At 70.9% G+C, this 12,636-nt stretch carries 10 protein-coding genes; 7 read left to right on the top strand and 3 right to left on the bottom strand.

Annotated features, from left to right (window positions below; genetic code table 11):
* The first annotated feature begins 33 nt into the window (after positions 1–33).
* Entirely contained in the window at positions 34–2,007 is a 1,974-nt protein-coding gene (locus ACFYT9_RS12545; RefSeq protein WP_376602214.1) for an ATP-dependent DNA helicase, read from the top strand.
* A gap of 133 nt (positions 2,008–2,140) precedes the next feature.
* On the opposite strand, the gene lexA is transcribed toward ACFYT9_RS12545, so the two are convergent.
* Positions 2,141–2,929 (bottom strand): transcriptional repressor LexA, encoded by a 789-nt coding sequence (gene lexA, locus ACFYT9_RS12550; RefSeq protein WP_031010805.1) that lies wholly within the window; start codon positions 2,927–2,929, stop codon positions 2,141–2,143.
* Between the two features lie 436 nt (positions 2,930–3,365).
* Here lexA and nrdR point away from each other — a divergent pair, with 436 nt between their 5' ends.
* A complete protein-coding gene (gene nrdR, locus ACFYT9_RS12555) occupies positions 3,366–3,872 on the top strand; it encodes a transcriptional regulator NrdR (protein WP_387275071.1) in 507 nt (168 codons plus the stop codon).
* Positions 3,873–4,043: 171 nt separating this feature from the next.
* Positions 4,044–6,941, top strand: a complete 2,898-nt coding sequence (locus ACFYT9_RS12560) for a vitamin B12-dependent ribonucleotide reductase (protein ID WP_387275069.1) — start codon at positions 4,044–4,046, stop codon at positions 6,939–6,941.
* 72 nt (positions 6,942–7,013) lie between these two features.
* Here the strand turns inward: ACFYT9_RS12560 and ACFYT9_RS12565 are convergent, their stop codons facing one another.
* Complete coding sequence (locus tag ACFYT9_RS12565) at positions 7,014–7,541, bottom strand: TerD family protein (RefSeq protein WP_389162839.1); 528 nt, start codon at positions 7,539–7,541, stop codon at positions 7,014–7,016.
* A 242-nt stretch (positions 7,542–7,783) separates the two neighbouring features.
* On the opposite strand from ACFYT9_RS12565, the gene ACFYT9_RS12570 reads away from it, so the two are divergent.
* The gene (locus tag ACFYT9_RS12570) at positions 7,784–8,389 is read left to right on the top strand and encodes a YdbC family protein (protein ID WP_376602120.1); all 606 of its coding nucleotides are present in this window, start codon (positions 7,784–7,786) and stop codon (positions 8,387–8,389) included.
* A 4-nt stretch (positions 8,390–8,393) separates the two neighbouring features.
* Here the strand turns inward: ACFYT9_RS12570 and ACFYT9_RS12575 are convergent, their stop codons facing one another.
* Positions 8,394–9,071, bottom strand: a complete 678-nt coding sequence (locus tag ACFYT9_RS12575) for a TetR/AcrR family transcriptional regulator C-terminal ligand-binding domain-containing protein (RefSeq protein ID WP_389162841.1) — start codon at positions 9,069–9,071, stop codon at positions 8,394–8,396.
* 92 nt (positions 9,072–9,163) lie between these two features.
* Between ACFYT9_RS12575 and ACFYT9_RS12580 the strand changes: the two genes are divergently transcribed.
* The 3 genes from ACFYT9_RS12580 to ACFYT9_RS12590 are packed head-to-tail and all read left to right on the top strand — an operon-like array spanning position 9,164 to position 12,400.
* Positions 9,164–10,780: an ABC-F family ATP-binding cassette domain-containing protein gene (locus ACFYT9_RS12580; RefSeq protein WP_389162844.1), complete on the top strand. Its 1,617-nt coding sequence runs from the start codon at positions 9,164–9,166 to the stop codon at positions 10,778–10,780.
* 33 nt (positions 10,781–10,813) lie between these two features.
* On the top strand, positions 10,814–11,473 hold the full coding sequence (locus ACFYT9_RS12585; protein ID WP_389162847.1) for a histidine phosphatase family protein: 660 nt from the start codon (positions 10,814–10,816) through the stop codon (positions 11,471–11,473).
* Between the two features lie 12 nt (positions 11,474–11,485).
* Entirely contained in the window at positions 11,486–12,400 is a 915-nt protein-coding gene (locus ACFYT9_RS12590) for an ADP-ribosylglycohydrolase family protein (RefSeq protein WP_389162850.1), read from the top strand.
* Positions 12,401–12,636: the final 236 nt, after the last annotated feature.

A 12,636-nucleotide genomic window follows, 5' to 3' on the forward strand; every position in this document is an offset into this window, starting at 1 on the left:
GCTGTCAGTGCCGCACCGTAGGCTGGGAACGCTATGACGAAGCCATCCCTCCCCGACCTCCTCCACGCCGCCGTCGCCGCTGTCGGCGGTACGGAGCGGCCCGGCCAGGTCACCATGGCCGAGGCCGTGGCCGAGGCCATCGACGACAATTCCCACCTGCTCGTGCAGGCGGGCACCGGCACCGGAAAGTCGCTCGGCTATCTCGTGCCGGCCCTCGCACACGGGGAGAGGGTGGTGGTCGCCACGGCCACCCTGGCGCTCCAGCGCCAGCTCGTCGAGCGCGACCTGCCGCGGACGGTCGACGCGCTGCACCCGCAGCTGCGCCGCCGCCCCCAGTTCGCCATGCTCAAGGGCCGCTCGAACTACCTCTGCCTGCACCGCCTCCACGAAGGAGTCCCGCAGGACGAGGAGGACGGCCTCTTCGACGCCTTCGAGGCGGCAGCCCCCACCAGCAAGCTCGGCCAGGACCTGCTCCGGCTGCGCGACTGGGCGGACGAGACCGAGACCGGCGACCGGGACGACCTGACGCCCGGCGTCTCCGACCGGGCCTGGGCCCAGATCTCGGTCTCCTCCCGGGAATGCCTCGGCGCGAGCAAGTGCGCGTACGGGGCGGAGTGCTTCGCCGAGTCCGCCAGGGAGCGGGCCAAGCTCGCCGACGTCGTGGTCACCAACCACGCCCTGCTCGCGATCGACGCGATCGAAGGCGCCCCCGTGCTGCCCCAGCACGAGGTGCTGATCGTCGACGAGGCCCACGAGCTGGTCTCCCGCGTCACCGGTGTGGCCACCGGCGAGCTCACCCCGGGCCAGGTGAACCGGGCGGTGCGCCGGTCCGCCAAGCTCGTGGACGAGAAGGTCGCCGACCAGCTCCAGACCGCTGCGGAGGGCTTCGAGCGGGTGATGGAGCTGGCGCTCCCGGGCCGCCTGGAAGAGATCCCGGAGGACCTGGCGTACGCGCTGATGGCCTTGCGCGACGCGGCGCGCGCCGTGATCACGGCGCTGGGGAACACCCGGGACCGCTCGGTCCAGGACGAGGACGCCGTGCGCAAGCAGGCGATGGCCTCGGTCGAGACCGTGCACGGAGTCGCGGAGCGGATCACCCAGGGCTCCGAGTGGGACGTCGTCTGGTACGAGCGGCACGACCGCTTCGGCGCGTCGTTGCGGGTCGCGCCGCTCTCCGTCTCGGGACTGCTCAGGGAGAAGCTGTTCAACGACCGCTCCGTCGTCCTCGCCTCGGCCACGCTCAAGCTCGGGGGCGACTTCAACGGGGTGGGTGCCTCTCTGGGCCTCGCTCCCGAGGGCATCGCCGGGGACGACCTGCCCGTATGGAAGGGCATCGACGTCGGCTCCCCGTTCGACTACCCCAAGCAGGGCATCATGTACGTGGCCAAGCACCTGGCCAAGCCGGCCAGGGACGGCGACCGCGGCGACATGCTCGACGAACTCACCGAGCTGATCCAGGCGGCCGGCGGCCGGACCCTGGGCCTCTTCTCCTCGATGCGGGCGGCTCAGCTGGCGGCGGAGGAGCTGCGGACCCGGATCCCCGAGTTCCCGATCCTGCTCCAGGGCGAGGACACCCTGGGTGAGCTGATCAAGAACTTCTCCGCGGACCCGCGGACCTGTCTCTTCGGCACGCTGTCGCTCTGGCAGGGCGTGGACGTGCCGGGGGCCAGTTGTCAGCTGGTCGTCATGGACAAGATCCCCTTCCCGCGCCCCGACGATCCGCTGATGAGCGCACGCCAGAAGGCGGTCGAGGAGGCAGGGGGGAACGGCTTCATGGCGGTGGCGGCGACGCACGCGGCACTGCTGATGGCCCAGGGTGCCGGCCGTCTGGTCCGGGCGACGGGCGACCGGGGCGTCGTGGCGGTACTGGACCAGCGGCTCGCCACCGCGCGGTACGGCAGCTACCTGAAGGCGTCCATGCCCGATTTCTGGTACACGACCGACCGCAATCAGGTGCGCAAGTCGCTGGCGGCGATCGACGCGGCCGCGAAGGCGGACGGCGCCTGAGGCCAGGGACGTGGACGCACGTCGGCCCCCGGCGGATGCCGGGGGCCGACGTGCGCCAGGAGCGCGGACGTACAGCGGGCCCCGGGACCGGCGCAGTGGGTCCCGGGGCCCGGTCGGAGCCGGCGGGGTGAGGTCACACCCGCCGCAGTACGGCGACCACCTTGCCGAGGATGGTGGCCTCGTCACCGGGGATGGGCTGGTAGGCGGCGTTGTGCGGGAGCAGCCAGACGTGGCCGTCCTCGCGCTTGAAGCGCTTCACCGTCGCCTCGCCGTCGAGCATGGCGGCGACGATGTCCCCGTTCTCCGCGACGGGCTGGCGGCGGACCGTGACCCAGTCGCCGTCACAGATGGCGGCCTCGATCATGGAGTCGCCGACGACCTTGAGGACGAAGAGCTCTCCGTCGCCGACCAGCTGCCGGGGGAGGGGGAAGACGTCCTCGACGGACTCCTCGGCCAGGATGGGGCCGCCGGCCGCGATCCGGCCGACCAGCGGCACGTACGACGCGGCGGGCTTGCCGGTGGTGTCGGTCGGCTGGGTGCTGGGCTGGTCCGAGCCGCGGACCTCGTACGCCCGGGGGCGGTGCGGGTCGCGGCGGAGGAAGCCCTTGCGCTCCAGGGCCATCAGCTGGTGCGCCACCGACGACGTGCTGGAAAGGCCCACCGCCTGACCGATCTCGCGCATCGACGGCGGGTAGCCGCGCCGCTGGACCGAGTCGCGGATGACTTCGATGACCCGGCGCTGGCGGTCGGTGAGACCGGAGCTGTCGGCCCTGATGCCTGGCGGCCTCCCGGGAAGGGCTCGGGCGGGGCGCCCGGGCTCCTCGCCGTTCATGGCTGTGTCGTTCATGGCGTGCACCGGCTCGAGTCGGCCCTGGGAGCGGTCCTGGGCGGTGATGGTGGCGCTGTCTGCGGTGGTGGTCACGTCGTCGGCCCCTCTCGAATGGTCTCCCTGGCTGGCACAACGGTAGTAGCTTTCGAAAGGTTGCGCCAAACACACGTTCGAGTGAAAATCCGCAGATTGCCTTACGCGTGTGCGAGTGGGGGTGTATGGGGGTGGGTGCCCGGAGTCCGGTGCCGCCCCTACGGTAGCCTTCGCCGCTGGGTTCTCCGGCTCCGGCGCGCCCTCCCAGTCTCCCATTCGAGGAGCGTGGACGCGGCTCCGGGGGCCTCGCGACACGCGGGGGTGTCGCAACGGGCCCAACCCAAGATCTAGTGGTTGGATGGCATCGGCCACCCAGGGATAGTGGTCCCCGGTCTGCCGAGCCACTGTCCATCGCCTATGCTGGTGGTCGCTTCGAGGGCCTTGACGGGCCACGCGAGGCTGTTCAGTCGTGCCGTGAGGAAGAGGGTCGTAACCAATGCACTGCCCCTTCTGCAGGCACCCCGACAGCCGGGTCGTGGACAGCCGCACCACCGATGACGGCACGTCGATCCGACGTCGCCGGCAGTGCACGGACTGCGCCCGCCGTTTCACCACGGTGGAGACCTGTTCGCTGATGGTGGTCAAGCGCTCCGGCGTCACCGAGCCCTTCAGCCGCACCAAGGTCATCTCCGGCGTCCGCAAGGCGTGCCAGGGCCGGCCGGTCACCGAGGACGCCCTGGCCAAGCTCGGCCAGCGGGTCGAGGAGGCGGTGCGCGCCACCGGCAGTGCCGAGCTGACCACCCATGACGTGGGTCTGGCCATCCTCGGGCCGCTGCAGGAGCTCGACCTCGTCGCGTACCTGCGCTTCGCCTCCGTCTACAAGGCGTTCGAGGGGCTCGAAGACTTCGAGGCCGCCATCGCGGAACTCCGCGTGCGGCCTCCCGCTGAGGACGGCGGGACCGGTACCCCTGAGGTGCCCGTTCCCGCCGGCGCCGCCGACTGACGGCGCCCCGGGCCCGCGTGGCCCGGCGACCGGCCGCCGTGCGGCCGTGAAGACCTGCCCCGGGCGACTTCGTGCTGCCCGTGGGTCAAGCAGTACAGAACGTAGTACAGAAGCGGCGCTCTGGGATTATCTGGGCGTCAAAGGGTGTTTTGCCCGTATATGGGAGGCGGCATGACAGAGACGGCGAGCGGCCCGGCACGTGGTTCCCGCACCAAGGGAGCCAAGGCGGCGAGCAAGGGTCTGCGGATCGAGCGCATCCACACCACCCCCGGCGTGCATCCGTACGACGAGGTGAACTGGGAGCGCCGTGACGTCGTCATGACCAACTGGCGCGACGGCTCGGTCAACTTCGAGCAGCGCGGCGTCGAGTTCCCCGACTTCTGGTCGGTGAACGCGGTCAACATCGTCACCAGCAAGTACTTCCGCGGGGCTGTCGGCACCCCGCAGCGCGAGACCGGTCTGAAGCAGCTCATCGACCGCATCGTGAAGACCTACACGAAGGCCGGCGAGGACTACGGCTACTTCGTCTCGCCCGCCGACGCGGAGATCTTCGAGCACGAGCTCACCTACGCCCTCCTGCACCAGATCTTCAGCTTCAACTCGCCGGTCTGGTTCAACGTCGGCACGCCGCAGCCCCAGCAGGTCTCCGCCTGCTTCATCCTGTCCGTCGACGACTCCATGGAGTCGATCCTCGACTGGTACAAGGAAGAGGGCATGATCTTCAAGGGCGGTTCCGGCGCCGGCCTGAACCTGTCCCGCATCCGCTCCTCCAAGGAGCTGCTCTCCTCCGGCGGCAACGCCTCCGGCCCGGTCTCCTTCATGCGCGGTGCCGACGCCTCCGCGGGAACGATCAAGTCCGGTGGCGCCACCCGCCGCGCCGCCAAGATGGTCATCCTCGACGTCGACCACCCCGACATCGAGAACTTCATCGAGACCAAGGTCAAGGAGGAGGAGAAGATCCGCGCCCTCCGCGACGCGGGCTTCGACATGGACCTGGGCGGCGACGACATCACGTCCGTCCAGTACCAGAACGCCAACAACTCCGTCCGTGTGAACGACGAGTTCATGAAGGCCGTGGAGACCGGCGGTACGTTCGGTCTGCGCGCCCGCATGACCGGCGAGGTCATCGAGAAGGTCGACGCCAAGTCGCTCTTCCGCAAGATGGCCGAGGCCGCGTGGGCCTGCGCCGACCCGGGCATCCAGTACGACGACACGATCAACCGCTGGCACACCTGCCCCGAGTCCGGCCGCATCAACGGCTCGAACCCGTGCAGCGAGTACATGCACCTGGACAACACGTCCTGCAATCTCGCCTCGCTGAACCTCATGAAGTTCCTCAAGGACGACGGCAAGGGCAACCAGTCCTTCGAGGTCGAGCGCTTCGCCAAGGTCGTCGAGCTCGTCATCACCGCGATGGACATCTCCATCTGCTTCGCCGACTTCCCGACGCAGAAGATCGGCGAGAACACCCGCGCCTTCCGCCAGCTCGGCATCGGCTACGCCAACCTCGGCGCCCTGCTGATGGCGACCGGCCACGCGTACGACTCCGACGGCGGCCGCGCCCTCGCCGGCGCCATCTCCTCCCTGATGACCGGCACCTCGTACAAGCGCTCCGCCGAGCTTGCCGCGGTCGTCGGCGCCTACGACGGCTACGCCCGCAACGCGGAGCCGCACCAGCGCGTCATGAAGCAGCACGCCGACGCCAACGACGTGGCCGTCCGCGTGGACGACCTCGACTCGCCGATCTGGGCCGCCGCCACGGAGGCGTGGCAGGACGTGATCCGCCTCGGCGCCAAGAACGGCTTCCGCAACGCCCAGGCCTCGGTCATCGCCCCGACCGGCACCATCGGTCTCGCGATGTCCTGCGACACCACCGGCCTCGAGCCCGACCTCGCCCTGGTCAAGTTCAAGAAGCTCGTCGGCGGCGGTTCGATGCAGATCGTCAACGGCACCGTCCCGCAGGCCCTGCGCCGCCTGGGCTACCAGGAGGAGCAGATCGAGGCGATCGTCGCCCACATCGCCGAGCACGGCAATGTGATCGACGCCCCCGGTCTCAAGACCGAGCACTACGAGGTCTTCGACTGCGCCATGGGCGAGCGCTCCATCTCCGCGATGGGCCACGTCCGCATGATGGCCGCCATCCAGCCCTGGATCTCCGGCGCCCTCTCCAAGACCGTGAACCTGCCGGAGACGGCGACGGTCGAGGACGTCGAGGAGGTCTACTTCGAGGCGTGGAAGATGGGCGTCAAGGCGCTCGCGATCTACCGCGACAACTGCAAGGTCGGCCAGCCGCTCTCCGCCAAGAAGAAGGAGGACGAGAAGGCCGAGGTGACCGCGAAGACCGAGGCGACGATCCGCGAGGCCGTCGAGAAGGTCGTCGAGTACCGCCCGGTCCGCAAGCGCCTCCCCAAGGGCCGTCCGGGGATCACCACCTCCTTCACCGTCGGTGGCGCCGAGGGCTACATGACCGCCAACTCCTACCCGGACGACGGTCTCGGCGAGGTCTTCCTGAAGATGTCGAAGCAGGGCTCGACCCTCGCCGGCATGATGGACGCCTTCTCCATCGCGGTCTCCGTGGGTCTGCAGTACGGCGTCCCGCTGGAGACGTACGTCTCGAAGTTCACCAACATGCGCTTCGAGCCGGCCGGCATGACCGACGACCCGGACGTGCGGATGGCGCAGTCGATCGTCGACTACATCTTCCGCCGCCTGGCGCTGGACTTCCTGCCCTTCGAGACCCGCTCCGCCCTCGGCATCCACTCCGCCGAGGAGCGCCAGCGTCACCTGGAGACGGGCTCGTACGAGCAGTCCGTCGACGATGTCGACCTGGACGTCGAGGGCCTGGCCCAGTCCGCTCCGCGCACCCAGGAGCTGAAGGCCGTCGCCGCTCCCGCGGTGAAGGTCGAGGTCCCGGCTCCGAAGCAGGCGCACACCTCCGCCGAGCTCGTGGAGATGCAGCTCGGCATCAGCGCCGACGCCCCGCTCTGCTTCTCCTGCGGTACGAAGATGCAGCGGGCCGGCTCCTGCTACATCTGCGAGGGCTGCGGCTCCACCAGCGGCTGCAGCTGATCATGGGCTGAGGCGAAGGGGATCGACCGTCATGGTCGGTCCCCTTCGTCGTGCGCCCCCGCTCGTGGTGCGTCAGGCGGCGGGGGAGCCCATGAGGGCGCCGAAGGTCGCGGGGTCCGCGTCGAAGGCCCGCCGCAGGGGGCGGAGGGTCCAGCCCGAGGCGTCGCGGACGAACTCGACGACGGTCGCCGCCGTGGCGTCCGCCGCGTCGGTGAAGTCGTCCGTGAGGAGTTCCGTGTAGCCCTGGCTGACGCGGACGGATGTCTGGGGGATTCGGCCGAAGACCACGCGGCCGCCGCCCTGCTGTATCGCCACACCGACCACCACGCGCACGTACCGCTCGGCCAGCCGGTCCAGTTCGAGCGTCATCGCCTCGTCGTAGCCGAAGCCTTGTCCCGTACGGCTGTCGCGGTGGAGGGTGATCGTCCCGTCGGGGGAGCGGCTGCCGAAGTGGACGAGCTGGGCGGGGGTGCCGTGGAGGTCGTCGGCGGTGAAGACGGCGGCGACGATGTCGAGGTCGTGCGCCGGCTCGCCTGTCGGCGCCGGATCCCACTTGAGCGCCACCTCGACCTTGCCGACGCCCTTGTTGAGTCCGCTCACGGTGTCTCCCCTTTCCCCGTCTCCCCACGGGGACCCGTCGCCCCGGGCCCCACTTCATGGTGTCACGCACGTACGACAGTTGGGCGCCGGCCGCCCGCCGAGTGCGGTGCCGGGGCGAGGTCGTGCCGGATCTCGACTCCTGACTGGCGCGAATGGAACGGGTGTCTGACGGGATCTCATGTCGGTGTCCCGGCTGCGGTGACGGTCTGCCGGGGCGCTCTCCGGGCCCGTACGATGGCGCGGTGCTGGTCAAGTGGATTCGCTGTGCCGTCGTGGACCGTCGAGGGTTCGAGCGGGGGCAGCGGAAGTGGGCAGGGCTGCTCGGGGAGCCGGGTTTCCGGGGGCAGGGCGGCGGTTGGAGCCGGGCCCGTCCGGAGGTCGCGCACGTCTTCTCGTTCTGGGAGAGCCGCGCCTTCTACGACTCCTTCATGGCGCGGTCGCACGACCGGCTGGCCGCCGCGCAGTCCGGCACGTACAAGGACGCGCAGGTCAAGCTCTTCGATCACCGCTTTGATGTGAAGACCGGTTTCGAGCCGAAGTTCTCCGACGCGGACGTGGCGCGGGTGGCGCACTGTCGTGTCCACGAGGAGCGGGTGGAGCACTTCGCGCTGATGCAGGAGAAGGTGTGGAATCCGGCGATGGCCGGTTCCCCGGGCATGCTGCGCGGGCTGTTCGGCGAGGCGCAGGGCCACGAGTTCCTGGTGCTGTCCCTCTGGAACTCCGCCGCGGAGCACGGCAAGTACCGCGAGGAGCGGGTGGAGCGCCTCGGCCTGCGGGCGCAGACCGAGGCGGACGTGGCCGCGCTCTCGGGTGACGTGGTGCGGCTCGAACCCACCTGGACCGTCTGAAGCCTCAGTCCGCGGCCGGGACCGCTTCGGAGGGACGGTCGGGCGGCGCCGGTGCTCTCCGGCTGAAGATCCCTGCCTCCACGGCTGCCAGGGCCGCGTCCGCAGCCTGGTCGGCCAGCTCCCCGTCGACGGGTTCGCGAGTGATGAACAGGCGGAGGAAGAGGGGGGCCGAGACCGCGCGGACCACCGCGCCGGCGTCCGTCGAGGCGGGTGCCTCGCCCCGGTCGACCGCGCGGGCCACGACCTCCTCGCAGCGACGGAACCGCTCCGCGTAGAAGGAGTGCAGGGCGTCGGCGGCGCGCGGCGACTGGAATGCCGCGCCGACGAAGGCGGTGGGCGCGGCGGCCCTTGCCGGGTCCCCGAATCCCTCGACGACCTCGCGTGCCAGGGCGCGCAGGTCGTCGGCGAGGCGGCCGGTGTCCGGCGGGGCCCAGGCGTCCTCGCCGGCGAGGGCGAGCGCGTCGGCCACCATGCCCTCCACGCCGCCCCAGCGCCGGTACAGCGTCGTCTTGTGCACGCCGGAGTGCTCCGCCACGTACTCCACCGTCAGGGACGGGTACCCCTGCTCGGCCAGGCCGGTCAGGACGGCGTCGCGCACGGCGGCCCGGGTGCGGGCGGTGCGGCCGCCGGGGCGCCGGCTGCCGGGGGCGGGTGCGCCGGGATCCTCGGTCGAATCATTCAATTGCTACTCCCGTTGCGTTAGTGACTCCGAGTGTGCCACACTCGAAATTAATGCAACAAGAGTTGTGTTTGATGTCGTCGCCTGGAGGTGCCATGCCCGCACAGATCTCGCTCCATGACGTGACCGTCTCCCGAGGGGAGCGGATACTCCTCGACCGCGTCTCCCTCTCCGTCCGCCCCGGCGAGCGGGTCGGAATCGTGGGCGAGAACGGCGCGGGCAAGTCCACGCTCCTCCATCTCCTGGCCGGTGCGATCGCACCGGACGAAGGCCGGGTCGCCACCCGGACCGAGGACGGCATGCGACTCCTCCGCCAGACCCCCGAGCTGCCTCCCGACAGCACGGTCGCCGACGCCGTCGACACGGCCCTGGCCGACTTCCGGGCCATGGAGGAACGGCTGCGCACGCTCGAAGCCCGCCTGGACGGCGGAGCCGCCGACGACCTCGCCGAGTACGGGGAGCTGCTCACCGCGTACGAACTCCGTGGCGGGTACGAGGCCGACGCACGTGTCGACAAGGCGTTCCACGCCCTGGGGATCGGACAGATCCCCAGGGACCGCCGGCTCGACACCCTCTCCGGAGGGGAGCAGGCCCGCCTCGGGATCGCCGCCGCCGTCGCCGCCGCCCCCGAGGTGCTCCTGCTCGACGAACCCACCAATCACCTCGACTCCTCCGCGCTCGACTGGCTGGAGGAGTCCCTCCGCGGCCACCGGGGAACGGTCGTCGCCGTCTCCCACGACCGCGTCTTCCTGGAGGGCTTCACCACCGCCCTCGTCGAGCTCGACACCGACCGCAGGGATCTCGTGCGCCACGGCGACGGCTACGCGGGCTTCCGTACCGCCAGGGAAACCGCACGCCGACGGCGGCAGCAGGAGTTCGAGGAGTGGCAGGCCGAGACGGAGCGCCTGGAGGCGTACGCGGAGGGCACGGCCCACGCCGTGGCGGTCGGCCGGGACAGGAAGGACAACAACAAGATGGCCTACGACCGGGCCGGCGGCCGAGTCCAGTCATCGGTCTCCGGCCGGGTCCGCAACGCGCGGGAGAGACTGCGACGGCTCCGGGAGGAGCCGGTGAGCGAGCCGGCCCCGCCGCTCGCCTTCGCCGCCCGGCCCGACGCCGGTGCCGTCGAGGGCGAACTGATCGCCCTCGACGGGGTACGGATCGGGAACCGCCTCGCCGTCGACGCCCTCGCACTCACGGCGGGCGACCGGCTTCTCGTCAACGGGGGCAACGGCGCGGGCAAGTCCACGCTGCTCCGCGTCATGGCGGGCGACCTGGAACCCGACCGAGGCGAGGTGAGGCGGCGGGGCCGGACCGGTTTCCTGGCCCAGGAGGTCACCGTGCGCAGGCCGGCCGAGCCGCTGCTCGCGGCCTTCGGCCACGGACTGGGGCTCGGGCTCGACGAGGACGGGCTGGCTGAACGGCTCCTGTCGTACGGCCTGTTCCGGCCGGCCGACCTCACCGTGCCCGTCGGTGGCCTCTCGGCCGGACAGCTCCGCCGGCTCGCGCTCGCCCGGATGCTCGCCCGCCCCGCCGACCTGCTGCTTCTCGATGAACCCGCCAACCACCTCGCCCTCGGCCTCGTCGAGGAGCTGGAACAGGCCCTGGAGGACTGGCCGGGCGCGCTGGTGATCGTCTCGCACGACCGTGCGCTGAGGCGCAGGTTCACCGGACGAATACGCCGGATGGACTCCGGCCGCCTTCTCGACTGAGCCGAACGGGGCGGCTCCCTCTAAGGTCGGAGCATGGCACGACCGCGGCGCATCGTTCTCGTACGGCACGGAGAGTCCGAAGGCAATGTCGACGACACCGTCTACGAACGGGAGCCCGACCACGCCCTCCGGCTCACCGGCGCCGGCCGGCGCCAGGCGGAGGAGACGGGGGAGCGGCTCAGGGAACTCTTCGGGGACGAGTCCGTCAGCGTGTACGTCTCCCCCTACCGCCGCACCCACGAGACCCTGCAGGCCTTCCGGCTGCCGCCCGGACAGCTCAGGATCCGGGAGGAGCCCCGACTGCGAGAGCAGGACTGGGGCAACTGGCAGGACCGAGAGGACGTCCGCCTCCAGAAGGTCTACCGCGACGCGTACGGACACTTCTTCTACCGCTTCGCGCAGGGGGAGTCGGGAGCCGACGTGTACGACCGCGTCGGAGCGTTCCTGGAGAGTCTCCACCGCAGCTTCGAAGCCCCCGACCACCCACCGAACGTCCTGCTGGTCACGCACGGTCTGACGATGCGGCTCTTCTGCATGAGGTGGTTCCACTGGAGCGTGGCCGAATTCGAATCGCTGTCGAACCCGGGCAACGCCGAGACCCGGGTCCTGCTGCTCGCCGACGACGGACGCTATCGCCTGGACCGCCCGTTCGAACGCTGGTGTACCCCGGAACCGTACGGTCCCACCGGATAGAGTGGCGCACCGATGACCGCTGACTCCTCATTCGACCGGCGCTTCGACCGCGCCCTCGCCAGTCTGCGCGGACTGGCCGTGGGGGACGCACTGGGATCCCAGTTCTTCGTCCCCGCGCACTACCCCCTCCTGAAGCGGCGCGAACTGCCGCCCGGCTCCTGGCAGTGGACCGACGACACGGAGATGGCGTGCTCCGTTCTCGCCGTCCTCGCCCGACACGACCGCATCGACCAGGACGCCCTGGCCACGTCCTTCGCCGAACACCACGACTTCGACCGGGGCTACGGCCCCGCCGTCAACCGGATGCTCCGGCTGATCCGGGAGGGCGGCGACTGGCGCGAGCTGTCCGCCGCGCTCTTCAACGGCCAGGGCTCCTGGGGCAACGGCGCCGCCATGCGCATCGCCCCGCTCGGCGCCTGGTACGCCGACGACCCTGAGCAGGCCACCCACCAGGCCGAGATCTCCGCCTACCCCACCCACCAGCACCGCGAGGCCGTCGTCGGGGCCATGGCCGTCGCCGCGGCCGCCGCCCTCGCCGCCGCCCCGGCGGGCCCGCCCACCCCCGAGGCGCTCCTCGACGGGGTCATCGCGCTGGTCCCGCGCAGCGCGGTCGGCGCGGGGCTGCGCCGGGCCCGCGACATGCTGGACTACGGCGACGCCGGCACCGTCGCGGCGGTGCTCGGCAGCGGCCGGCGGACCAGCGCCCACGACACGGTCCCGTTCGCCCTCTGGTCGGCGGCCCGCGGCCTGGGCGACTTCGAGACGACGTTCTGGACAACCGCCCAGGTCGGCGGGGACGTCGACACGACCTGCGCCATCGCCGGCGGCGTCGTGGCCTCCTCGGCCGCGGGCACGCCCCCGGCCGACTGGCTGGACCGGACCGAGACCCTGCCCGCCTGGGTGGCGCAGGACTCGCCCACCGGCTGAACAGGCGGTTGCCCGGCCCCGCCGGAGCCGGGCAACCACACTGTGCCGCCGACGCCCGGGCCGGAAATCAACGTTCCGGCGAGGCATCTCGAACCCGGCGGCAATCGTGACGAGCTGTGCGGGCTCCGCGTCCGCGTCCGCGACCTGATGTCCTCACCCTTCGGCCCAGCGCAGAGTTCCGCTGCTTCACGAGTGCGACGGAGAAGCCCCCGGAGGCTGTCCCCGCCCTGATCGAT

The organism is Streptomyces sp. NPDC004435, from assembly GCF_042873895.1.
Taxonomy (GTDB): Bacteria; Actinomycetota; Actinomycetes; order Streptomycetales; family Streptomycetaceae; genus Streptomyces.

Excerpts from the sequence above, each read along its gene's own strand:
- ACFYT9_RS12560 (WP_387275069.1), top strand. The coding sequence starts at position 4,044 with ATGACAGAGACGGCGAGCGGCCCGGCACGTGGTTCCCGCACCAAGGGA.
- ACFYT9_RS12585 (WP_389162847.1), top strand. The coding sequence starts at position 10,814 with ATGGCACGACCGCGGCGCATCGTTCTCGTACGGCACGGAGAGTCCGAA.
- ACFYT9_RS12590 (WP_389162850.1), top strand. The coding sequence starts at position 11,486 with ATGACCGCTGACTCCTCATTCGACCGGCGCTTCGACCGCGCCCTCGCC.
- nrdR (WP_387275071.1), top strand. The coding sequence starts at position 3,366 with ATGCACTGCCCCTTCTGCAGGCACCCCGACAGCCGGGTCGTGGACAGC.
- ACFYT9_RS12545 (WP_376602214.1), top strand. The coding sequence starts at position 34 with ATGACGAAGCCATCCCTCCCCGACCTCCTCCACGCCGCCGTCGCCGCT.
- ACFYT9_RS12580 (WP_389162844.1), top strand. The coding sequence starts at position 9,164 with ATGCCCGCACAGATCTCGCTCCATGACGTGACCGTCTCCCGAGGGGAG.